At 62.6% G+C, this 22,009-nt stretch carries 19 protein-coding genes; 3 read left to right on the plus strand and 16 right to left on the minus strand.

Features of this window, described 5'->3' with window-relative positions; translation table 11 throughout:
• Nucleotide 1 precedes the first annotated feature (1 nt).
• The 3 genes from ACLK1G_RS17780 to ACLK1G_RS17790 all read left to right on the plus strand — a co-directional run bounded on the left by ACLK1G_RS17780 (nucleotide 2) and on the right by ACLK1G_RS17790 (nucleotide 2,327).
• Entirely contained in the window at nucleotides 2–202 is a 201-nt protein-coding gene (locus ACLK1G_RS17780) for a hypothetical protein (protein ID WP_420766615.1), read from the plus strand.
• Between the two features lie 78 nt (nucleotides 203–280).
• On the plus strand, nucleotides 281–964 hold the full coding sequence (locus ACLK1G_RS17785) for a response regulator transcription factor (RefSeq protein ID WP_047230191.1): 684 nt from the start codon (nucleotides 281–283) through the stop codon (nucleotides 962–964).
• Nucleotides 942–2,327, plus strand: a complete 1,386-nt coding sequence (locus ACLK1G_RS17790) for a sensor histidine kinase (protein WP_420766616.1) — start codon at nucleotides 942–944, stop codon at nucleotides 2,325–2,327. The genes ACLK1G_RS17785 and ACLK1G_RS17790 overlap by 23 nt, the downstream gene beginning before the upstream one ends.
• A gap of 45 nt (nucleotides 2,328–2,372) precedes the next feature.
• On the opposite strand, the gene ACLK1G_RS17795 is transcribed toward ACLK1G_RS17790, so the two are convergent.
• The 16 genes from ACLK1G_RS17795 to ACLK1G_RS17870 all read right to left on the minus strand — a co-directional run bounded on the left by ACLK1G_RS17795 (nucleotide 2,373) and on the right by ACLK1G_RS17870 (nucleotide 21,795).
• Entirely contained in the window at nucleotides 2,373–2,621 is a 249-nt protein-coding gene (locus ACLK1G_RS17795) for a DUF1652 domain-containing protein (protein WP_420766617.1), read from the minus strand.
• A gap of 240 nt (nucleotides 2,622–2,861) precedes the next feature.
• Nucleotides 2,862–4,346, minus strand: a complete 1,485-nt coding sequence (locus ACLK1G_RS17800) for a PAS domain S-box protein (RefSeq protein ID WP_420766618.1) — start codon at nucleotides 4,344–4,346, stop codon at nucleotides 2,862–2,864.
• An 82-nt stretch (nucleotides 4,347–4,428) separates the two neighbouring features.
• The gene (locus tag ACLK1G_RS17805; protein WP_420766619.1) at nucleotides 4,429–5,508 is read right to left on the minus strand and encodes a tartrate dehydrogenase; all 1,080 of its coding nucleotides are present in this window, start codon (nucleotides 5,506–5,508) and stop codon (nucleotides 4,429–4,431) included.
• Nucleotides 5,509–5,548: 40 nt separating this feature from the next.
• Nucleotides 5,549–7,006 (minus strand): NAD-dependent succinate-semialdehyde dehydrogenase, encoded by a 1,458-nt coding sequence (locus ACLK1G_RS17810; protein WP_420766620.1) that lies wholly within the window; start codon nucleotides 7,004–7,006, stop codon nucleotides 5,549–5,551.
• 290 nt (nucleotides 7,007–7,296) lie between these two features.
• Nucleotides 7,297–8,454: an acetylornithine deacetylase gene (argE, locus tag ACLK1G_RS17815; protein WP_420766621.1), complete on the minus strand. Its 1,158-nt coding sequence runs from the start codon at nucleotides 8,452–8,454 to the stop codon at nucleotides 7,297–7,299.
• Nucleotides 8,451–9,602, minus strand: a complete 1,152-nt coding sequence (locus tag ACLK1G_RS17820) for an NAD(P)/FAD-dependent oxidoreductase (RefSeq protein ID WP_420766622.1) — start codon at nucleotides 9,600–9,602, stop codon at nucleotides 8,451–8,453. Before ACLK1G_RS17820 ends, argE begins: the two co-directional genes overlap by 4 nt.
• Entirely contained in the window at nucleotides 9,599–10,975 is a 1,377-nt protein-coding gene (locus ACLK1G_RS17825; RefSeq protein ID WP_420766623.1) for an FAD/NAD(P)-dependent oxidoreductase, read from the minus strand. The genes ACLK1G_RS17820 and ACLK1G_RS17825 overlap by 4 nt, the downstream gene beginning before the upstream one ends.
• Entirely contained in the window at nucleotides 10,957–11,265 is a 309-nt protein-coding gene (locus ACLK1G_RS17830) for a (2Fe-2S)-binding protein (RefSeq protein WP_420766624.1), read from the minus strand. The genes ACLK1G_RS17825 and ACLK1G_RS17830 overlap by 19 nt, the downstream gene beginning before the upstream one ends.
• Complete coding sequence (locus ACLK1G_RS17835; protein ID WP_420766625.1) at nucleotides 11,262–13,106, minus strand: ABC transporter ATP-binding protein; 1,845 nt, start codon at nucleotides 13,104–13,106, stop codon at nucleotides 11,262–11,264. Before ACLK1G_RS17835 ends, ACLK1G_RS17830 begins: the two co-directional genes overlap by 4 nt.
• A 1-nt stretch (nucleotide 13,107) precedes the next feature.
• Entirely contained in the window at nucleotides 13,108–13,983 is an 876-nt protein-coding gene (locus ACLK1G_RS17840; RefSeq protein ID WP_420766626.1) for an ABC transporter permease, read from the minus strand.
• The gene (locus ACLK1G_RS17845; RefSeq protein WP_420766627.1) at nucleotides 13,980–14,936 is read right to left on the minus strand and encodes an ABC transporter permease; all 957 of its coding nucleotides are present in this window, start codon (nucleotides 14,934–14,936) and stop codon (nucleotides 13,980–13,982) included. The genes ACLK1G_RS17840 and ACLK1G_RS17845 overlap by 4 nt, the downstream gene beginning before the upstream one ends.
• 42 nt (nucleotides 14,937–14,978) lie before the next feature.
• A complete protein-coding gene (locus ACLK1G_RS17850; RefSeq protein WP_420766628.1) occupies nucleotides 14,979–16,622 on the minus strand; it encodes an ABC transporter substrate-binding protein in 1,644 nt (547 codons plus the stop codon).
• An 84-nt stretch (nucleotides 16,623–16,706) separates the two neighbouring features.
• Complete coding sequence (locus ACLK1G_RS17855) at nucleotides 16,707–17,981, minus strand: NAD(P)/FAD-dependent oxidoreductase (RefSeq protein ID WP_420766629.1); 1,275 nt, start codon at nucleotides 17,979–17,981, stop codon at nucleotides 16,707–16,709.
• 37 nt (nucleotides 17,982–18,018) lie between these two features.
• Nucleotides 18,019–18,687, minus strand: coding sequence for a haloacid dehalogenase type II (locus ACLK1G_RS17860; protein WP_420766630.1), 669 nt, complete (start codon nucleotides 18,685–18,687; stop codon nucleotides 18,019–18,021).
• Nucleotides 18,688–19,025: 338 nt separating this feature from the next.
• Nucleotides 19,026–20,672, minus strand: a complete 1,647-nt coding sequence (locus tag ACLK1G_RS17865; protein WP_420766631.1) for a phospholipase D-like domain-containing protein — start codon at nucleotides 20,670–20,672, stop codon at nucleotides 19,026–19,028.
• Between the two features lie 160 nt (nucleotides 20,673–20,832).
• Nucleotides 20,833–21,795 (minus strand): IS110 family transposase, encoded by a 963-nt coding sequence (locus tag ACLK1G_RS17870; RefSeq protein ID WP_420766129.1) that lies wholly within the window; start codon nucleotides 21,793–21,795, stop codon nucleotides 20,833–20,835.
• Nucleotides 21,796–22,009: the final 214 nt, after the last annotated feature.

Below are 22,009 nucleotides of genomic sequence, written 5' to 3' on the forward strand. Positions count from 1 at the left end.
CATGCAGCTCTTCCTTGAAGGTTCAGTCGGTCTTGGCTCCTTGCGGCACGCCACCACCCGCCTTGCGGCGATGCCCATAGGCGACTGCGCGCCAAAACAGGGCAACAGGCGCAGCATGCTGGTGCGCGGCGCAATGATGTTAGGGATTATTTGTGACGAAGTGTTGATCCAGGCCAATCAATGCGCACGTCCGCGCCCATGAACTTTTTTTCAGAAAGCCGACAGGTATTCTTTGGCAGAATGCTGCGCAGTCGCTCCAATTACTCACCCGGTACTGACCATGAACCGCATCCTGACCATCGAAGACGACGCCGTGACCGCTCGGGAAATTGTCGCCGAACTGACCCGCAACGGCCTGGACGTCGACTGGGTCGACAATGGCCGCGAAGGCTTGGAGCGCGCGGTCAGCGGTGACTACGACCTGATCACCCTCGACCGCATGCTCCCCGAACTGGACGGCCTGGTGATTGTCACCACGCTACGGACCATGGGCGTGGCCACGCCGATTCTGATGATCAGCGCCCTGTCCGATGTCGACGAACGCGTCCGCGGCCTGCGCGCCGGTGGCGACGATTACCTGACCAAGCCGTTCGCCACCGATGAAATGGCCGCCCGGGTCGAGGTGTTGCTGCGCCGCAACAACGGTGCCCGTGAACCCGAGACCGCGCTGCGGGTGGCGGACCTGGAGCTGAACCTGATCAGCCGCGAAGCCAGCCGCAACGGGCAACTGCTCAGCCTCTTGCCCACCGAATACAAACTGCTGGAATTCCTGATGCGCAACAGCGGCCAGATCCTGTCGCGCATGATGATTTTCGAAGAGGTCTGGGGGTATCACTTCGACCCCGGCACCAACCTGATCGACGTCCACATCGGTCGCCTGCGCAAGAAAATCGACCCGCCGGGCCTGGAACCGCTGATTCGCACGGTACGAGGGTCCGGCTATGTCATTGCTGAACCCCGCTAAGGGCTGGCGATCCTCCAGCAGCCGCCTGCTGGCGCTCTACAGCGCGCTGTTCGTGATCTGGAGCGCCATCCTGATGGGGGTGATGTATTACGAAGTGTTTGGCTACCTCGACAGCCTAGCCAAACATTCCCTGATGCAACGCCAGCACCTGTTCGCGCGCATCCACGGCGACCAGCTGGAGGACGCGCTGATGGCCAGCCTGACGTTGGACGAACGCGGCGTCGACGCCTACGGCCTGTTCGATCCGCAGTTGCGCCATCTGAGCGGACCGATCCAACGCATCCCCGCCGATCTGCCGCTCGATGGCAAGATCCATATGCTCGGCGGTTGCGTCGATTCCGACGACCCGGGCGTGCCGTCCGACAGTTGCGACGCGATAGCGACCCGGACCCAGGATGGTCGCTGGCTGGTACTGGCGCGGGACAACGGCTCGTTATTCGCCGTGACACGCATCATTTCACACGCGCTGTTCTGGGGCGTATCGCTGACGATCCTGCCGGGCATCTTCGGCTGGCACCTGCTGCGGCGCCGGCCGTTGCGGCGGATTCGCAAGCTGCAAGCCAGCGCCGAAGCCATCGTCGCCGGTGACCTGACCCATCGCCTGCCGCTGTCGAGCCGCCGCGATGAACTGGACATGCTGGCGGCCATCGTCAATGCCATGCTCGACCGCATCGAACGGCTGATGAACGAGGTCAAGGGCGTCTGCGACAACATCGCCCATGACTTGCGCACGCCACTGACCCGCCTGCGGGCCCAGCTCTATCGCATCCAGCAGGAAGCGGCGGACGGCTCGCCCGAAGCCTTGCAGATGGATCAGGTGATCGCCGAGACGGATACGCTGATGGCGCGGTTTCGCGGGCTGTTGCGGATATCGGAGTTGGAGGACCAGCAGCGTCGCTCCGGCTTCATGCGCCTCGATCCCTTGCAGTTATTGCAAGAACTGCACGATTTCTACCTGCCCCTCGCCGAAGAGCGCGAGCTGGTTTTCAAGCTGGAGGTGCCCGCCAGCCTGCCCCTGCTCAACGGCGACCGGGCGTTGCTGTTCGAGGCCGTGTCGAACCTGCTGAGCAATTCCATCAAATTCACCCCACCGGGCGGTGAGGTGATCCTGCGCGGCGTCGACCAGGGCGACAGCACCCGCATCGAAGTGCTCGACTCCGGCCCTGGCATCCCGGAGGCAGAGCGCAAGGCGGTGTTTCGCCGTTTCTACCGCGCCGAGGGCAGCAGCCAGCACGGCGGATTCGGCCTTGGCCTGTCCATTGTCGCGGCGATTGTCAATTTGCACGGATTTACCCTGGAAGTGGATCGCAGTGAGTCGGGCGGCGCCCGGCTGGTGCTCGATTGCCGGGCGACATTGCTCTGATTCGTTGGCCCGTGGCGAGGGAGCGCGTCTTACCGGACCAGGAAATCAGGCAGGATCACTGCGGTGCAACGGCGTGTTCTGCAGTTCGTAGCGCAGCTCGTCAATCAGCTTCTCCAGGCCCTCTTCAGAGCGGATGCTCTCGACGCTCATGCCGCTCACCACCAGGTCGACCTCGCCGCTTTCCTGGTGATACAGACGAATAGTCAGCGTGCCATCGCCATTGAGGTTGCATGCGCAGGACAGCGGAGCAAAACTTTTTTCGAGGCGGGCGCGAAGCGGAGCAAGATGGGTCATCGTTTGCACCTCAGCTTCGAAGTCGCAAATGACCGGTGGACACACCCGGACTCCTGGCTCCCGCAGACTTCCTGTCGATCTCGCACTTGAAGGGCTTGTTGCGCATTGTGGCGTATTCCTTGACTGTTTCGTGGGGGACGCGACATCAACAGCTATGCCGCACCCTCTCAGCCTAAGGAAGGAGGCGCCCGCGAAGAACCCGAATTTGCACTAGCACGGCAGGTGCATATGCACTGGCTACTATGGTGCCTTCATCCGCCATTCATTTGCGTACAACCCCCGCTCCCGCGCCCAGACAATCGCTTCGCTGCGGCTATGCACGTCCAGTTTGGAATATAGCGTAGCCACGTGATTGCGCACGGTGTTTGGCGCGAGCTTGAGCCGCGCGGCGATTTCCTTGTCAGCCAGGCCCTCGCAGATCAGGCCAAGCACATCGCGTTCCCGGGCCGTCAGCTCGGTGAACGATGTCGTGGGGCTTTGCGCGTTGATACTTTTCACATTGGCGAGTTTTTCGATCAAGGTCCGACTGAACCACGAGGCGTCCTTCATCACTTCCTCGATGGCCGCCACCAGTTCCAACTCCGAACGCTTGCGTTCGGTAATGTTCATCAGCACCAGCAAATAGCAGGGTTTGTCCTGGATGACCACAGTGTCGGCCGCCACTTCGCAGTCGATCTGTTCGCCCCCTTTCCTGTGAACCTTGATGTCGACGCCGGACACAGTGGCGGTCTTTTCCAACCGCGCAAAAAGCGTCGCGCCTGCGTCCTTGTCGAGAAAACCGATTTCCTCGACGGTCTTGCCCAACAACTCTTCGCTGGCATAACCGGTCGCCTGGAGGAAGGCTTCGTTGATTTCCAGCAATTGCTGCTCAGCGCTACAGATCAGCGTTGGCACCGGCGACAGGCGGAATGACTTGGCAAAGCGCTCCTCGCTTTGGCGCAGCGCCGTCTCGGCCTTGCGCCGGGGCTCCATGTCCATGAAGGAAAACAGCATGCAGTCTTCATCGTGCAGGTCCAGGGGCTGGCCGGCGACGATCACTTGCTTGCTGCTACCGTCCGGCAAACGCATTTCGGCCTGCATCTGCGGAATGGTCGCACCCTGGCCCAGGCGCTCGATGGCCAGGTCACGCTTCTCGGCCGCTTCGAGCACATCCAACTCATACACCGAACGGCCGATCACCTGCTCGCGGCTGTAGCCGGTCATTTCCAGGAAGCCCGCGTTGACCTTGATATAGCGCAGGTCGCTGAGGCGGCAGATCACCGCAGGCGCCGGATTGGCGCCAAAGGTTCTCTCGAACCGTTGCTCAGCGCTGGCCCATTCAGTGGCATCGCTGAGAATCAGCACCAGATATTCCGGCTCGCCGGCACGGTCACTCAGGACCATGCTGCGGATGCGGTGAACCCAGGTCCGATCCGGGTCGGCGTCTGGCGTGACTTCCACCAGCACATCGCTGAATTCATCGCCACGAGCGACGCGGGCGATGGGGTAATTGTCTTCGGGCAACGAATGGTTATTGCGATAGCGCAGGTGGAAACGCTTGGCGTATTGCTTGGCATTGGCGCCCAACTCGCCGAGCTCCGTGACGCCGTGCATGGTCAGGGCGGCTTCATTGGCCCAGGCAATGGTCTGGTCGACCTCGACCAGTATCACGCCGTCAGACAATCCGGCGATGATTTGCAGCAATTGGCGGCGATTGGTATCGGTGTTCGGGACGTCCTGATTCATTGGGTCTCCATGGGTCGTGACGTTCAGGCATGGATGCGTTGAAGGTTACGACCACATGGGCTTGCGATAGTGCGCCAGGCCCTCAAAGCCCCGCGGCGATAGCCTTGCCGACGTCCTGGGTCGAGGCTTGTCCGCCCAGGTCCGGGGTTATCGGCCCGTGTGCGATCACCTGCTCGATGGCCCGCAGGATCCCGTCATGGGCCGCGCGATAACGCTCATCGCCGTTGCCAAGGAAATCCAGCATCAACGCTGCCGACCAGATCATCGCGATCGGGTTGGCAATGTTTTGCCCATAGATATCCGGCGCCGAGCCGTGCACCGGTTCGAACAGCGAGGGAAAGCGCCGCTGCGGATCCAGGTTCGCCGACGGCGCGATGCCGATAGTGCCGGCGCAGGCGGGGCCGAGGTCGGAAAGGATGTCGCCGAACAGGTTCGAGGCGACCACGACATCGAAGCGGTCTGGTTGCAGGACGAAACGGGCGCACAGGATGTCGATGTGCTGTTTGTCCCATGTCACCTCGGGGTATTGCTCGGCCATCAAGGCCGTGCGTTCGTCCCAGTACGGCATGCTGATGGAAATCCCGTTGGACTTGGTCGCGGCCGTCAGGCGCTTGCGCGGTCGGGATTGGGCCAGGTCGAAGGCGAACTTGAGAATCCGGTCGACGCCTCGGCGAGTGAACACCGATTCCTGCAGGACGAATTCATGCTCGGTGCCTTCGAACATCTTGCCGCCGACCGAGGAATATTCACCCTCGGTGTTTTCGCGGATTACCACGAAATCGATATCCCCCGCCTCCCGTCCGGCCAGCGGACAGGGCACGCCCGGGAACAGCCGTACCGGGCGGATGTTCACGTACTGGTCGAAATCGCGGCGGAACTTGAGCAACGAGCCCCACAGGGAAATGTGGTCCGGGACCTTGTCCGGCCATCCCACGGCGCCGAAGTAGATCGCGTCGAAGCCCTTGAGTTGCTCGAACCAGTCGACGGGCATCATCTGCCCGTGCTCCAGGTAATAATCGCAGTGAGCCCAATCGAACACTTGGATGTCCAGGTCCAACTGCCATTGCCTGGCGGCCTGCTCCAATACTCGCAGGCCTTCGGGCAATACTTCCTTGCCAATGCCATCGCCGGCAATCGCGGCGATTCTAAAGGGTTTACTCATCAGTCCTGACTCCCGGTTGTCTGTTCAAACGAAGGCCGCATCACAGCCCACCGATATGGAAAGCTTTCACTTCAAGGTATTCATCCAGGCCGTACTTGCTGCCTTCGCGCCCCAGGCCGGACTGCTTGATGCCACCGAAAGGCGCCACCTCCATGGAGATGATCCCGGTGTTGAGCCCGATCATCCCGAACTCCAACGCCTCGCCGAAATGCCACGAGCGCCGCAGGTCCTGGGTAAAGAAATAGGCACCCAGGCCATAAGGCGTGGCATTGGCCAAGGCCAGTGCCTCGTCCTCCGTCGAAAAGCGCATCAGCGGTGCAACCGGGCCGAAGGTTTCTTCATTGGCAAGCAACATCCCGGCGTGGGCGTCGCCCAGCACCGTCGGCTCGACGAACTGGCTGTCGCCTTGAGGAATGCCGCCACACAGCAGGCGCGCGCCCTGGCTCAGCGCATCGTCGATATGCCGGGCGACCTTGCTCACCGCAGCAGGATTGATCAATGGGCCGATCATCACGTCGGCTTCGAGCCCATCGCCGATCTTCAGCTTGCGCACTTCCTGCACCAGCCGCTCGGCAAAACGTTCGTAGATACCTTCCTGCACCAGGATGCGGTTGGCGCAGACGCAGGTCTGGCCGGCGTTGCGAAACTTGCTTTGCATGATGCCGGCCACGGCCTGTTCCAAATCAGCATCGTCGAACACGATGAACGGCGCATTGCCACCGAGTTCCAAGCTCAGGCGCTTGATGTGCTCGGCGCTCTGGCGCATCAACAGGCGGCCGACCGCCGTCGAGCCGGTGAAGGAAATCTTGCGCACCGTCGGGTTGCCGGTCAGCTCTTCGCCGATGCCAGCGGGCATGCCCGTGACCACATTGAAGACCCCGGCCGGAATCCCGACCCGCTCGGCCAGCACGGCGAGCGCCAGGGCGGACAACGGTGTCAGGTCCGACGGCTTGACGATCACCGGGCACCCCGCCGCCAGCGCCGGAGCGCACTTGCGGGTGATCATCGCGTTGGGGAAGTTCCACGGTGTGATGGCGGCGCAGACGCCGACCGGTTGCTTCAGGGTGAGCAGGCGACGGTCGCCGCTGGGGGCCGGAATGGTCTCGCCATAGACCCGACGGGCCTCTTCGGCGAACCATTTGACGAAGCCGGCGCCGTAGCGAATCTCGCCCCTGGCTTCGTTCAGTGGCTTGCCCTGTTCATGGGTCATGATCAGCGCGAGGTCTTCGAGGTTGTCCATCATGGCTTGATACCAGCGCTCCAACATCGCCGCCCGCTCCGCCGCCGGACGCGCGCGCCATGCCGCCCAGGCCGCGTCCGCTGCCTCGATGGCGCGTCGGGTTTCGCTGCCTTGCATCGCGGGGACGCGGGCGAGCGTTTGGCCGGTGGCCGGGTTGATGACGTCGAGGGTGGCGCCATCGTCGGCCCCCACCCACTGCCCGTCGATATAAGCCAGTTCCGCCAGCAGGCTGGGGTCTTTCAGAAGTTGAGTGAGCATGGTCGCGTCCTGTTCCGAGGTAGTTCCAGTCTAAGGAGGTGCCGCGGCGCAGGATGCTGAAAGCGGAGGTTGGGCGGTGTTGGATGCTGAAGTTTTGGGGTGAAGCGGCAGGCTATACCGATAGGACCGCGACTGCTTTGTTCTTGCTTGGTGCGTGGGAACGGGCTTGCTCGCGAAGGCGGCGTATAAGCCCATGAGTGAGTCGGATGTGCTGGGCCCATCGCGAGCAAGCTCGCTCCCACAGGTTTCTTTGGCGCGGCTAAATCTGGGGGCCTTGCGGTGGACGCGGTTTAAACCTTCAAAGCCCCAAGCAACCCAGCCAGGAACCGCTCCCCCGCCTCCATCTGAGCCACCTCGATAAACTCATCCGGCTTATGCGCCTGTTCGATGGAGCCCGGCCCACACACCACCACCGGCACGTCCAGCCGCTGCTTGAACAACCCACCCTCGGTGCCGAAAGAGACCTTCGCAGTCCCCGTATCCGGCTCAGCGAAATGCTTGAGAAACCGCACCGCTTCGACGCTCGGATGCGTATCAAGCCCCGGATAGACATTCAGCGTCTCGATCTGGATGTCCGCTACGTTCGAGAGCTTTTTCGCCTCGCGGACGATCACTTCGGCGTGCTCGTGCAGTTGCTCCAGAAACCGATCCAGATTGTCGGCCGGCAGGTTGCGCACTTCGAAGTCCAGCGTACACAGGTTCGGCACGATATTGAGTGCCTTGCCGCCGACGATCTGCCCGACATGCACCGTGCTGTAGGGCACGTCATAGTCGCTGTCCTGGGCGCCCTGCTCCTGCAACTGCCGTTGACTCTGGCGCAACGCCGCGATGAAGTCGCACGCCACGTGGATGGCGTTGACCGAGCGCGGGGCCAGGGATGAGTGCGCTTCCAGGCCTCGGCAGTAGGTGCGGTAGGAGCCCTTGCCCTTGTGGCCCAACACGAATTGCATGTTGGTCGGCTCACCGATCACGCACAGGAACGGCCGCACCGGGGCCAGGTGCAGCACGTCGAGCAGGCGGCGAACGCCTACGCAGCCGATTTCTTCATCATGGGAAAGCGCCAATTGCAGCGGCCGGCTCAACAGCTGGTCGGCCGCGTCGAGCATGGCGTCGATCGCCAGGGCGATGAAGCCTTTCATGTCACAGCTACCGCGCCCGTAGACCCGGCCATCGCGCACCGTCGCCTGGAATGCCGGAACGGTCCAGGCCTGCCCCGCCGCCGGCACCACGTCGGTATGGCCAGATAGCAGGACCCCTGGCACCTCACGGGGGCCGGTGCTGGCGAACAGGTTGGCTTTCTTGCCGCTCTCGTCCTTGACGATCAGCGATTCGATGCCTTTGCCCGCCAACACATCGCGGACGTATTCGATCAGCGTCATGTTCGATTCCGAGGAAACCGTTTCGAACGCCAACAGGCGCTCGAAAATAGCCAGGACGCGAGGTTTCATGAGGCTTTGCTCCGTTGTTCGGACGGGGTGAACCGGCGGATGGAGAACGGTTCGATCGACGTGCTGGTGGTGCCGGTGCTGATCAGCTCGGCCATGACGTCGCCGACGCCCGGACCGAGTTGGAAACCATGGCCGCTGAAGCCGAAGGCGTAGTACAGGCCGTCGACGTTGCCGCTGGCGCCCATCACCGGCAGGTTATCGGGCAGGTAGCCTTCGATACCGCTCCACACGCGGATGATGTTGAGGTTGCCAATGCCCGGCACCAGGCGCCGCATCTGGTCCAGTTGGTTGAGCAGGCTGCGCGGTTCGACATGGGCGCGGCGGTTGAGCATGTCCGGCTCGCAACGGTAGCCACCGCCGATGATGATGTTGCCCCGTGGAATCTGCCGGAAGTAGATCACTTCTTCGGGAATCTTCGTGTACACCCCGATCACCGTCGGCAAGGCATAGGGCACCGGCTCGGTGACGGCCATTTGCGGACCGTTGGGTGCCAGCGGCACCGGCTCACCGAACTGCCCGGAAAGTTTTTGCCCCCAGGCACCGGCTGTGATCAGCAACTGGGAGGCGCGGAACTGGCGGCCATCGGTCGTGGTGACGCTGAATTCGCCATTGGCCTTGTGCACCTCGGCCACTTCCGTGCGTTCTTCGATGCGGGCACCGAGGCGCCGCGCCGCGCGGGCAAATGCCGGTGCCGCGAGACGCGGGTTGGCGTGACCGTCATGGGGGGCGTACGAGCCGCCCTTGACGTCCTTGCCCAGGAACGGAAAGCGCCCGTGCAGTTCACTGCCCCGATAGATCTGCAGTTCCAGTTGCCGGGCTTCGGGGGCATCGGCGTAGGCTTGCAGCTCCTCGATTTGCTCTTCCCGGTAACACACGCGCATGTGTCCGCTGGGAATGAATTCCAGGTCCTCGCCGATCAGTTCCGGCAGGCGTTTCCACAGCGCCCAGGAACGGTTCGCCAATTCCAGCTGCCCGAGAAAACGGCCCTGGCGTCGCACGTTGCCAAAATTGACGCCGCTGGCATATTGGCCAATCTGGTCGCGCTCCAGCAGGATCACCGACCGGCCCCGCTGGCGCAGGAAAAACGCCGACGCCGCGCCCATGAAACCACCACCGACGATCAGTACATCGGCCTTTTCAACGGTCATGGCGTGACCTCCTGAGTCAGCATGGAAAGCGGTTTGACCGGTGCCTGTCCTCGCTGGCGTCCGACTTCTTGCACCGGCACGCCCGCCGCCGCGGCAATCACCTCCGCCCCGGCCTGGGAGCAATAGCGACCCTGGCAGCGACCCATGCCGACCCGGCTGAAAGCCTTGGCCCGATTGACTTCACAGGCCCCCTTCTCGCTGACGGTACGCCGCAGCTCACCGGCGCTGATCATTTCGCAGCGGCAGACGATGGCTTCGTCCGGCAAGGCCTTGGCTTGCGCGGCCGGCCAGGGAAACGCCTGGGCGAGGCCGAGGCGGAACTCGTCCATCACCTTCAACGCCCCGCGCTGTTCGGCCAATCGGGCCGCATCCACCGGTTGCTGCAAGTCACCCAGTAGCGCCATGGCCACCAGCCGCCCGGCATGCTCGGCGCCGTCGGCACCCCGGATTCGCGAGCCGTCCCCCGCCGCATAGATGCCACTGACCGACGTCCGGCCTTCTTCGTCGGTGTCCAGCAGCCATTGCCCGGAAGCCTCGTCGAAGCGCAGGCGGCAGCCCGCCAGGTCGGCCAGCTGGGTTTCGGGACGCAGGTGATACCCCAACGCCACCGCGTCGCAATCCACCGTCAGTTCCTGGCCGTCTGCGCGACGTACCCGAACGCCGCTCACTCCGGCGGTCGCTTCGCCGAGCACTTGCAGCGGCGAAATACCCAGGTGTACCGCAACCTTCGCCCGGTACAGCTGCGCCAGCAGTTTCATGCCCGTGAACAGCAGGCCAGGACGCGCCATGAGCTTGGGCAAGGCCAGGATGCGCTTGACCAATGGCGAGGTGTCCAGCACCGCCGCGACCTGGGCGCCAGCCTTCACGTATTGGCTGGCCACCAGGTACAGCAACGGCCCGCTGCCCATGAACACCACCCGGTGCCCAATGGACACCGCCTGAGCCTTCAAGGCAATCTGCGCCCCACCGAGGCTGTAGGTGCCGCCCAACTGCCAGCCCTCGACGGGCATCAAGCGGTCGGTGGCACCGGTACAGAGGATCAGTGCGTCAAAATCCACTGTCGTGTGGCGACCCTGGCTGACGCAGCTCAATTGACCCGGCGTCAGGTTCCACGCCAGCGTATCCGGACGATAGTCGAGGTTGGGGCGCAGGCGATCGAAGCTTTCGTGCAAATCACGGGCCTTGGCCGCTTCGGTGCCGTACAGCGTCCCGTAGTCTCGGGTGAACCCTTCGGGCTGGCGCCGGTAGATCTGCCCGCCGTCGCGACGGTTCTCGTCGATCAGGATCGGCCTGAACCCCGCCGCGACCAACGTCTGGGCACAGCGTACGCCGGCTGGTCCGGCGCCGACGATGACTATCCGCGCAGTGGCCATATCGCCTCCGGTTGCGTGGTGATGATATCCAGCCCTTCGCGGACTTCGTTGGAGCAGGCGCGCAAGCGTTCGCCGCTGCGGGTCCAGACCCAGCAATCCTGGCAGGCGCCCATCAGGCAAAAGCCGGCGCGGCTGCCGGGATCGAATTCCGACTGGCGCAACGCTGGGCCATGGGTCAGCAAGGCGACCATCAACGTATCGCCCTGCAACGCCGTGATGGGCACGCCATCGACCTTCAGATTGACGACGGGTCGACCCTGTTCGGCCAACCTCACGAAACGCGCGTTCATGCGTAGGCTCCCACGATCATGCTGTTTGAATCCCGCTGGCTTTTCAGCAGTTCGCCGCTGTCGTGGTGACAGAGCACCTCGCTGCCGCCATCGATGATGCGCCGGGGTGGCGCGATATGGTTGCACACCCCATCGACCCGTACCGGGCAGCGACCGAGGAATGTGCACAGATCCGGTTCATTGGCCGTTGGCCCCAACGCCGGCAACGTACCGCAAGTCGTCGCGCCGCAGGTTTCCAGCCAGCCCTGGCGCAGCTCTGGCACCGAATGGATCAGCAGGTCCGTGTAGGGATGAAACGGTGCCTGGGCGAACGATTGCCGAGACCCCGACTGGACCTTGTGGCCGCTGTACATCACCACGATGTCGTCGCACAGCGCTCGCACGGTGGAGATGTCGTGGCTGATGAACAGGTACGACACGCCCAGTTGTTGGCGCAGGTCGCGCAGCAGTTCAAGGATCGCCGCGCCGACCACGGTATCGAGGGCCGACGTCACTTCATCGCAGAGGATCAGGTCCGGCTTGGCCGCCAGCGCCCGGGCCAGGTTGACCCGCTGTTTCTGACCGCCGGACAGCTCGCTCGGACGGCGCTCGGCCAAGTCCCGGGGCAAACGGACGAGGTCGAGCAACTCGCCGATGCGCTCGCGCAGGGCCGCGCCCTTGAGGCCGAAATACATCTTCAACGGCCGGCTCAGGATGGCGCTGATGCTATGCATGGGGTTAAGGGCGGTGTCGGCGTTCTGGAAAACCATCTGGATGCGGCGGAACTGGTCAGCAGTGCGTTCCTGCAAGCTGCCGCCCAATGGCTGGCCGTCGAAGGTCAACCCGCCAAGGGCCGGAGGCAGCAACCCCGCCACCACCCGGGCCAAGGTCGATTTACCTGAACCGGACTCACCGATCACGCCGATGGCCTGGCCCCGGCGCACGGTGAGGTCGATGTCCTCCAGCACGCGAATCGCCGGCATGCCTTGCGGGTTCTTGTTGCCGTAGCCGGCGGTCAGCCCCCGGATGGTCAACAGCGGAGCGTCCTCCGCGAGGCCGCAGGGCGGACGGATCGTTGTGTCCGGACGCGCCGCCGCCAGCAGGCTTCGGGTATAGGCATGGGCGGGCCCCTTGAGCAACGGCGCGGTCGCGCTCTGCTCGAATATCTCGCCGCCGTTGAGTACTACGATCTGGTCGGCCATCTGCGCGACGACAGCCAAGTCATGGGACACGTACACCGCCGTCGCGCCCCGCTCGCGCACCACGCGTTTGAAAGCGCGCAGCACATCGATCTGGGTCGTCACATCCAGGGCGGTGGTGGGCTCATCGAGCACCACCAGCAGCGGATCGCTGATCAGCGCCATTGCCGCCATGACCCGTTGCAATTGCCCGCCGGAGACTTGATGGGGATACCGCTGACCGATGCGCTCGGGGTTCGGCAACGCCAGGTCACGGAACAGTTCGATGGCCTTGGCTTCGAGCACCGCCCGGCTGCCCAGGCCATGGATCAGCGCGCCCTCGACCACCTGGTCGATGAGCTTTTTCGCTGGGTTGAATGCCGCCGCGGCGCTTTGGGCAATGTACGAGACGCGATTGCCGCGCAAGCCTTGCAGCTCGCCTTCGCTCAAGGCCAGCATGTCGTGCTCGCCGATGCGCACCACGCCACCGGCCAGGCGACAGCCGCGTCGGGCATAACCCAGAAGCGCCAGGGCAATGGTGGTCTTGCCGGAACCGGACTCGCCGATCAATGCGAGCACTTCGCCTTTTGCCAGAGAAAAACTGACGCCCTTGACGATCTCCACCTCGCCGCGTTCGCCACAGGCGACTACCCGCAGGTTTTCGACTCGAATCAATTCGCTCATTTCAATGACCTCCCGTGCGTCGATTGCGCCGCGAAGACAGGCGATCGATAAACAGATTCACGCCGATCGTCAGGGTGCCAATGGCCAGGGCCGGAATCACGATGGCTGGCGCGCCCTGGTTGAGACCGCCGATGTTCTCGCGCACCAGGGAACCCAGGTCCGCGTCCGGCGGCTGCACGCCCAGGCCGAGAAAGCTCATGCCACTGAGCAGCAGCACGATAAAGCCAAAGCGCAACCCCAAGTCGGCCAGCACCGGGTTGAGCATGTTCGGCAGGATCTCCACACAAGCGATGTACAACCTGCGCTCGCCACGGGTACGGGCCACCTGCACGTACTCCAAAGCCTCGATATTCACGGCCATGCTGCGGGCGATCCGGAATGCGCCCGGCGTGAAGCTCAGCACCGCCGTGCAGATCAACAAGGTCACCGAGGAGCCGAAGGCCGAAACCATGATCAACGCAAGCATCTTGCTCGGGATCGAAATGAAGGCGTCCATCAGGCGGCTGATCAGCTCGTCCAGCCACTTCGGCGAGACCACTGACAACAGCGCGCAAGTGGTTCCCAAGCCGCTCGCCAGGACCGCCGCGACCAAGGCCAGGCCGACGGTGAACCTTGCGCCCACCATGATCCGGCTGAGCATGTCGCGGCCCAGGTAGTCGGTGCCCAACGGGTACGCCGCGCTGAAGCTGTCGAAGACGTTGTCGGACACCACTTCGCCCACCGGGTGCGGCGCCAGCCAGGGTCCGAAAATGGCCACCAGCAACCAGATGACGCACATGGCGGCGCCGAGCAGGCCGAGCCAGGAGGCGCCGTTGGAAACCTTGCCATAGGCCAGTTCGGGCGCAGCAGGCGGGGACTTCGCAATGAGATTGTTCATTGGTTTCTCAGCCTCGGGTTGGACAGGATTGCGCACAGGTCGGCAATCAACACCAGCATCAGGTACGCCGTGCAAAACAGCATCGTGCAGGCCTGGACCAATGCCATGTCGCGGTTCGTCACGGCATCGACCATGAGGCTGGCGATGCCGGGATAGTTGAAGATCGTCTCGACGATCACCACGCCACCCAGCAGGTAGGACAAGCTCAAGGCGATGGCATTGGCGATCGGCCCGATGGCATTGGGCAAGGCGTGGCGCAAGACCACCCGCACCGGACTCACGCCTTTGAGGCGAGCCATCTCAACATAGGGGCTGTCGAGCTGATCGATCACCGCCGCCCGGGTCATGCGCGCCATCTGCGCAACGATCACGCAGCACAGCGTCATGACCGGCAAGGCATAGGTGCGCATGAATTGCAGCGGTGAGGTGATTTCGCTGGAGTAGGACAGCGCCGACAGCCAGCCCAGGTTGACCGCGAAGATCAACACCGCCAGCGTCGCCACCAGGAACTCCGGCACCGCCACCATCGTCAGCGTGAAGAAACTCAGGACGCTGTCGATGCGCCCCCCTCGGCCCATCGCCGAGCCGATTCCGAGGATCAGTGCCACCGGCACCGACACCAGCGCCGTGGCGGCCGCGAGCATCAAGGTGTTGGGCACTCGTCCGGCCATCAGCTCGCTGACCGGCACGGCATTGGAAATCGATACGCCGAGGTCGCCGCTGAGCAGGCTGGTCAGCCAGTGCAGGTAGCGCAATGCGCCTGGCTGGTCGAGGCCCATCTTCACCCGCAGGGCCGCCACTTGTTCAGGCGTCGCGAACTGTCCAAGGGACTGTTGCGCCGCGTCTCCCGGCAATACCGCCGTGATGGCGAACACCACCATCGAGACGATCAGCAGGGTCACGATCGCGGCGCCGAGGCGCCGGCCGATCAACCACAATGTGTTGCTATTCATCACCCGATCCTCCTGCCATGTCACGGAGCCAGACCACGCTCATCAAGCGTCCAGCCAGACTTGCTCGCAGAACATGTAGCCCATGAAGCCACCCAGCGGATTGGTGCCGTAGCCCTTGACGCGTTGGTCGACGCCATCGATGTTGCTGATGAACACCGGGATGCCGATGCCACTGTGCTCATGCACCAGCGTCTGCATGTCGGCGTACATCTTGCCGCGCTTGGCCTCGTCGGTTTCGCCACGGGCCTGCACCAGCAGTTGGTCGAATTGCGGGTTTTTCCATCCGGACTCGTTCCACGGCGCCGAGGACTGGAAAAACTGCGAGAACAGCATGTCGGCGTTCGGCCGTGGGTTGATGTTGCCGAAGCTCAGCGGGTGCTTGGCCCAGTGGTTGGACCAGTAGCCGTCGCTCGGCAGCCGATTGACGTTGAGCTTGAGCCCGGCCTCCTTCGCCGACTGCTGCAAGAGCACGGCGACGTCCACCGAACCGGTGGCGGCCGGCGAGCACATCACCGGCATGCTGATGTTTTCCATGCCGGCTTTCTTCAGCAGGAAACGCGCCTTTTCCGGGTCATAGGTGCGTTGCGGCAGGTCGGCGTTGAAGAAGCGCGCGCCCGGCGCAATCGGATGATCGTTGCCGACCCTGGCGAAGCCACGGAAAATCGCCGACTTGACCTGCTCGCGGTCCAGCAACAGTTTCATCGCCTGGGTGAAATCCGGGCTCTGGCCTGGCATCTGGTCCTGACGAATGATCAGGTCCGTGTAGTTGCCCGAGGGCGAATCGACGACACGGTGGCCTGCGCTGTCCTTGATGCGGGTCGTCGAGCGCGGGTTGACCTCGTTGATGATCTGCACATCGCCCGACAGCAGCGCGTTGACCCGCGACGGCTCGTCGCCGATGCCAATGAACTCGATCTCGTCCAGGTAGGGCAAGCCGGGCTTCCAATAATTGGTGTTGCGGGCGCCGATCGAGCGTACTCCCGGCTTGAACTCCTTGACCTTGAACGGACCGGTGCCGACCCCCTGGCTGAAATCCGTGGTGCCCTCGGGCACGATCAGCATGTGGGACACGGCCAGAATCGACGGCAGTTCGGCATTCGGGCCGCTCAAGCGGATCTGCACCTCGTGGGTACCATTGGCCTTGACCTCCTCGAATTGCGAGGCCAGCGGCAGGACCTTCGAACCGGTGACCGGATCCTTGTGCCGCAGCAGGGAAAACACCACGTCCGCCGCTGTCAGCCCTTTACCGTTGTGGAAGGTGACTTCCTTGCGCAGGGTAATCACCCACAGCGTCGCATCGGTGGTATCGATGCGTTCGGCCAGCTCCAGTTGCGGCACCATGTGGCTGTCGAAACGGGTCAGGCCGTTGTAGAACATGTAGTGGCGCACGTAGTCGGTGGACGACGAGCCCTTGGCCGGATCCAGGGTATCGGCGGTGGAACTGGTGATGCCCGCCACTCGGATACGTCCGCCGGGCTTGCCCTTGCCTGGGCTCGTGGTGTCATCGGCCCACAACTTGCCGGCGGCGCCGAACAGGCTGCCGGCCCCGGCCGCGGCGACCCCGGCCAGCCCGAGCATTTGCAAGGCGTGGCGGCGCGACATGCCGCGATTGAGCCCTTCGAAAACCCGCAGACTTTCTTCGCCCGTAATCAACTGGCCGTCGATGCTGTTCTTATTGTCAGTCATGTCAGTTCTACCTTCCGCAAGTGATAGGGGCTCGGTTGCGCACGGTCGTCGCAACGGTTGAAACGCCAAACAACGCCTTATGAATCAGTGTAGGTAGTCCTGCAGGCGGTAATACGCGCCTACAAACGGCAGGAACCAGGGCTTGCCGAAGTGCCCGGGAATCGCCGGCCAGTCGAGCTCGCGCCAAGGGTTGGCCTCGACCTTGCCGGCCATGACGTCGGCCATGACCTGGCCCATGTGCACCGACATCTGCACGCCGTGGCCGCTGTAGCCCATGGAGTGGTAGATGCCGCCATGCTGGCCGGCGCGGGGCAAGCGGTCAGAGGTCATGTCCACCAGTCCGCCCCAGCAATAGTCGATTTTCACGTCGGCCAACTGCGGGAACATCTGCACCATCGCCGCTTGCAGCACCTTGCCGCTCTTGGCATCGGACACACTGTTGGACATGGCAAACCGCGCACGGCCGCCAAACAGCAAGCGGTTGTCCGGGGTCAGGCGAAAGTAATTGCCGATCATGCGACTGGTGACGTAGGAGCGACGGGCCGGCAGCAAACTGTCGATCAGCGCCTGTGGCAGTACCTCGGTGGCGACCACGAAACTGCCCACCGGGACGATGCGTCGCCGATACCAACCCAGCCCGCCTTGCTGGCACGCACCGGTGGCCAGCAGAATTTGCGAGGCATGCAGCACGCCTTTGTTCGTGTTGACCTGATAGCCGCTGCCGCGGGTCTTCCAGTCCTTCACCTCGACGCCCTGGAAAATCAACGCGCCATGACGGGCGGCCGCCTCGGCCAGGCCGACACCAAAGCGCCCGACATGCATCTGTACGCCATTGCGCTGCAGCAGGCCGCCGTGGAACTGGTCCGAATTGACCTCGGCGCGAACCTCCTTCGCCGACAACAATTGAACCTCGGCATCGACCTCCTTGCGGATCAGTTCACAGGTGCGCGCCAACCCTTCGTAGTGCATCGGCTTGGCGGCCAGCTTGAGCTTGCCGTGACGCGTCAGGTCGCAGGCAATCCCTTCCTGCTCGACCAACGAAACGACGCTCTGCACGGCGCTTTCGTAGGCCAGGTAATAAGCGCGGGCCTTATCGGCGCCCAGGCTTGCTGACAATGCCGCATAGTCCTGGGCGACGCCGGTGTTGCACTGCCCGCCATTGCGCCCGGACGCCTGCCCGTTCACCCTTCCCGCCTCCAGCACCGCCACCCGGGCGCCCTTCAAGGCCAGGGCCCGAGCCGCCGCCAGACCGGTGAAACCGCCACCGACGATGGCGACGTCGACCTGGTCGGGCAACCCGCCGACCTGGGCACCGGTGAAGGCCGGTGCGGTATCGAGCCAATAAGACTCACTGCCCATGTCTAAACCCCTTTCGCCTTGAAGCGTTCGCTCGGTTTCAGAGCCCGACCAGTCCAGGCAGCCCGCCGATATCGGGGATCTGGTGGTAGTTGTAGATCGAGTTGCCCGGTTGCTCATGACCACGAGCAACGAAGGCCTTGTGCTTGATCTTCATGTCATTGGCCGGCATCAGGTCGTAACGGAAGCTCGACGACACATGCAGCACATCCTCCGGCCCGCAGCCGAGGTTATCGAGCATGTATTCGAACGCGGCCAGCCGCGGCTTGTAGGCCTGGGCCTGCTGGGCAGTGAACACTTTATGGAAAGGCGCGCCGAGCTTGTCGACGTTGGACATGATCTGCTCGTCCATCGCGTTTGAGAAAATCACCAGGGGGATCTTGTCGGCGATCTTCGACAGGCCCGCCGGCACATCGGCGTGGGGGCCCCAGGTTGGCACGGCGTCGTAATAGAGCTGGCCTTCGCCGCGGTATTCGACGTTCCAACGCTTGCAGACCCGCATCAGGGAGGTCTTGATGATCTCATCATAAGGCCGCCAGTCACCCATCACCTGGTCCAGGCGATAAGCGGCGAAGTCCTTGACGAATTGGTCCATCTGCCCGGCATCGACACGGTCGGCGAACAGCTCGCGCGTCATGTTGCCCATCTGGAAGTTGGTCAACGTGCCGTAGCAGTCGAAGGTGATGTACTTGGGTCGAAGAAAGCTCATGAGTGCGGTCCTGGATTTGTTGTTGAAGGCATGACGAAGCAAACATTGACGCCATTCGTGAGGCTCGCGGCAACGCTGCATCACGTTTTCATTACAACACCATGAGACCGTGGAAAAACCGTTAAAAATAGTCGCCGCTTGGTACAAACCACCGTTTTGCGGGGCCCGCTCAGCAGACTTTGCGGGATGCTCCAGACACGGGCGCTGCGCCCGTGTTTCTGAGGGTTTGGGGGCAGTTATGGTGCGCCAGGCGACGTTTTGCCGAGCGGTTTACGGCAGGATCTGCGCCGTGGCGCAGCGATTGGCAGCACAACGTGGAAACGTTTTCGACGGCCGCCTCAACGGCCGCAAAACCTGATCCTGGACAACATCCGCAGATCGCCCTCGCGGTAATAGTCATCGCTCCAGCTGTCGTCCGGCGCCAGGGGCCGGACCTGCTTGAGGGCGAGCTTTTTTGCGAAATAGCGAAACCGGTAGTGCTCATAGAAGCGCAGCAGTTCCAGCCCGTAGCGGTCGGCCAGGTCGGTGTCGCCCTGGATGATCAGATAATTCTCGTCGTTGCTGGCGCTGGCGGCGGCGCTCAGGTTGTGGCTGCCGCTGATGATGGTCGGCGAATCACTGGTGAAGTCGGTGACCACGGCCTTGGTGTGGACCAGCAGGTTGCCCTTCTGGCCTTTCATGTTTTCCCGCAGCCAACCCTCCAGGCCGGTATTGAGCAGCGCGGTGGCGGCGAATTCGGCGGTGCGGTCGGCATGGAAACCGGTGATGCGGCTGGTGGTGTTTTGCAGGCCGTAGCGCAACACGTCGTCGTTCGGCTGGCCGAGCAAGGCATCGAGAATCCGCTCGGGCAAGACGAATGCGGTGACGAACAGCAGGTCCTTGCGCGCGGCCGCGATGATCTCGACAAAGCGATCGAGATCGCCCTTGCCGTTGCGGGGCGAAAAACCGGCGAAGAGTTTTTCGTCGCCGTCCATGGGATTGCTGAGCGTCAGCCAATCGCGGGTGGCGTCGACGTCCCCGGGGTTGGCCCAGATCTGCTCGAAAACCTGGCGATAACTGTCACTGATGCGTGGATCGTCCAGCACATGGATGACGTTGGCCTGGCGATAGACGCCGTTGGCGGTGAAGTTGGTGCTGCCACACAATACGGCCTCGGGCGTCGGCACTCCATGCCGGGCGATTTTGCTCAGGACGATGAACTTGTCGTGGAAAATGCCATGGGTGACTCGACCACGCTTGTTCGCCGCCGGCAGTTTTTGCAGGCTGGCTTCGTTGCTGATCGTCGCGTCGTCCTCCGGCTGGGCATGGTAAAGCACCCTCACCCGAGCGCCGCGCGCATGGGCCGCGTTGACCGCCTCGACGATCACCGGCAGTTCGTATTCATAAATGGCCACGTCCAACGCCCAGCTTGCATCCAGGGCCCGGTCGATGAAGCCGACCAGGCGCCCCAGCAAACCGTTTTCCAGCCAGCGACGCGGCGCATCCGGCCAGTCTTCAATGGACAGGCTCCGATTGGCGCTGATCAGGCTGTCCAGTTCCGGAAACTTGCGCTGGAACGCCTGGCTGGCGGCCACCGCGCGATTGAAGATGACGCTCTGGTTGGCAGGCTGGCCGTCATCGCTGGTGACGGTCAACTCAAGGGCCTCGCCCAACTGCGGCGCATCGGGACTGCCGTAGGCCAGGTGCACGCGGTAATGGATCGTCGTGCCCGGGTTGACCGCGTAATCGGCCCAGCGAAATTTCTGCAACGGCGCCTTGTCGCTGGGCGTGGCATGGAACTGCGGGAAGGTGTGGGCCTTGTCGGGGAAGGTCAGACTGTTGAACAGGAACAGCCACGGCTTGTCACCGTGCTGCTTCTCGATGGCGAAGCCCAACAGCCCCTTGCGCCGTGGCTCGGCGAGGTCCATGGCGAGCAGCACACCGTTGGTGCCTGCGTAGGCCTTGACCCTGAAATCGTCCTGGGGGTTGGTGACGAGTACGCGCATGGTTCATTCCTTTGAGAGTTGCTTGAGCATAGAGCAGTGATGCGGGTTGGGTGGGCAGAGCATTGGAACCGGGGTGATGCCATCGCGAGCAAGCTCGCTCCCACAGGGAGCTGGGGTGTTCAGCAGTTATGTGTTCACAGCGAAACCCATGTGGGAGATTCTATGTTGCAGGGGAACCCTGCAGCATAGAATTAGGGCGATATTCGCTCTGGTTTTTCATCAGGGCGAATGCCACCCGACACAATTTACGGGCGAGGCTCACCAACGCTTGGGTTCTGGCGAAACCTCTTGCCAAGCAGGACTCGTAGTAAGGCTTCCAGACTGGAGACCGGCAAGCCGCCATTGCTGCGGTGTGTGCCAAGCGTCGCAGCTCGCCATCTCCTTTCTTGCTCAGGTGTCTGGGACTGTGTTTTTTTCCGGAGTCCTTTGGCCTCAGGTCCATCCCTAAAAAGGCAATGAACGCATCGCCGCTGGCGAAGTCACCTCGCATGAATGCGGTCGCCAGGCTTGTTGCCGTCAGTTCGCCCACACCCTCAATGGCTTTGCAGCGGTTGATATTCTCAGTAATTCCCGCCCCTTGGCTGGCTTCACGCAATAATTTCTGAATGGCCCGATCGCTTTGCTTGAAGGCGTCCAGTTGCTGGGTCAGGATATCTTTCAGAAGCGGTTCGCCCGACCAGCTCAGCATGAGGCTGACGCGAGCTTTGATCAGTTCTGCACGCTTGCGTAGCAGGCTTCTTAGCACTTTGTAGGCATCGGGAGGTGGTGTCCAGGCACGTAGCCGTTGCTGTTCATTCGTCAGATAACGCGCCAGCAAACGTGCATCACAAGGGTCGGTTTTTGCCCGCTGCCCAATGCTTTCACGGTAATGGGCCACACGATAGGCATCCACAACATAAACCCTGTGCCCCATCCCATGGGCCAGTTCAGCCGTATCCAGGTGATAAAAGCTGGTGGCTTCCAAGGCAATCAAGCTTTGCGCTGGCAACATTTTGAGCCAGCGGACAAGGGCTTCACGATTGTTATCGACGATTTGAATGCTTTTCAGATCCTCGCGATAAGCGACAATTTCAGCCTTGGCGACATCAATACCGATAACCGCTGGAGAGGTAAGGATTGTCATGTCGAATCCTCGGAGCTAGGGTTTAGATGCTTGTCGGGGTCTACCGTAGCGCTGGCTTGCTTCTATCGTCGGTTTTACCGATGAATTCCTTATCGGCGCTTTAGGTAGAAAGGGCGGGACGAGAAGTCTCCCACGGTCCGTACTGGCTAGAGTCGGAATCGAGCTTTTAGTCCTGCCCACCCCTTCAAGTCTAAACATACAAGCGAGCTTGCTC

This window comes from Pseudomonas algeriensis (genome assembly GCF_048847255.1).
In the GTDB taxonomy this organism is placed as follows: Bacteria; Pseudomonadota; Gammaproteobacteria; order Pseudomonadales; family Pseudomonadaceae; genus Aquipseudomonas.

Coding starts and splice junctions, on each gene's coding strand:
- ACLK1G_RS17780 (WP_420766615.1), top strand. CDS start 2: ATGCAGCTCTTCCTTGAAGGTTCAGTCGGTCTTGGCTCCTTGCGGCAC.
- ACLK1G_RS17785 (WP_047230191.1), top strand. CDS start 281: ATGAACCGCATCCTGACCATCGAAGACGACGCCGTGACCGCTCGGGAA.
- ACLK1G_RS17790 (WP_420766616.1), top strand. CDS start 942: ATGTCATTGCTGAACCCCGCTAAGGGCTGGCGATCCTCCAGCAGCCGC.
- ACLK1G_RS17795 (WP_420766617.1), bottom strand. CDS start 2,621: ATGACCCATCTTGCTCCGCTTCGCGCCCGCCTCGAAAAAAGTTTTGCT.
- ACLK1G_RS17800 (WP_420766618.1), bottom strand. CDS start 4,346: ATGAATCAGGACGTCCCGAACACCGATACCAATCGCCGCCAATTGCTG.
- ACLK1G_RS17805 (WP_420766619.1), bottom strand. CDS start 5,508: ATGAGTAAACCCTTTAGAATCGCCGCGATTGCCGGCGATGGCATTGGC.
- ACLK1G_RS17810 (WP_420766620.1), bottom strand. CDS start 7,006: ATGCTCACTCAACTTCTGAAAGACCCCAGCCTGCTGGCGGAACTGGCT.
- argE (WP_420766621.1), bottom strand. CDS start 8,454: ATGAAACCTCGCGTCCTGGCTATTTTCGAGCGCCTGTTGGCGTTCGAA.
- ACLK1G_RS17820 (WP_420766622.1), bottom strand. CDS start 9,602: ATGACCGTTGAAAAGGCCGATGTACTGATCGTCGGTGGTGGTTTCATG.
- ACLK1G_RS17825 (WP_420766623.1), bottom strand. CDS start 10,975: ATGGCCACTGCGCGGATAGTCATCGTCGGCGCCGGACCAGCCGGCGTA.
- ACLK1G_RS17830 (WP_420766624.1), bottom strand. CDS start 11,265: ATGAACGCGCGTTTCGTGAGGTTGGCCGAACAGGGTCGACCCGTCGTC.
- ACLK1G_RS17835 (WP_420766625.1), bottom strand. CDS start 13,106: ATGAGCGAATTGATTCGAGTCGAAAACCTGCGGGTAGTCGCCTGTGGC.
- ACLK1G_RS17840 (WP_420766626.1), bottom strand. CDS start 13,983: ATGAACAATCTCATTGCGAAGTCCCCGCCTGCTGCGCCCGAACTGGCC.
- ACLK1G_RS17845 (WP_420766627.1), bottom strand. CDS start 14,936: ATGAATAGCAACACATTGTGGTTGATCGGCCGGCGCCTCGGCGCCGCG.
- ACLK1G_RS17850 (WP_420766628.1), bottom strand. CDS start 16,622: ATGACTGACAATAAGAACAGCATCGACGGCCAGTTGATTACGGGCGAA.
- ACLK1G_RS17855 (WP_420766629.1), bottom strand. CDS start 17,981: ATGGGCAGTGAGTCTTATTGGCTCGATACCGCACCGGCCTTCACCGGT.
- ACLK1G_RS17860 (WP_420766630.1), bottom strand. CDS start 18,687: ATGAGCTTTCTTCGACCCAAGTACATCACCTTCGACTGCTACGGCACG.
- ACLK1G_RS17865 (WP_420766631.1), bottom strand. CDS start 20,672: ATGCGCGTACTCGTCACCAACCCCCAGGACGATTTCAGGGTCAAGGCC.
- ACLK1G_RS17870 (WP_420766129.1), bottom strand. CDS start 21,795: ATGACAATCCTTACCTCTCCAGCGGTTATCGGTATTGATGTCGCCAAG.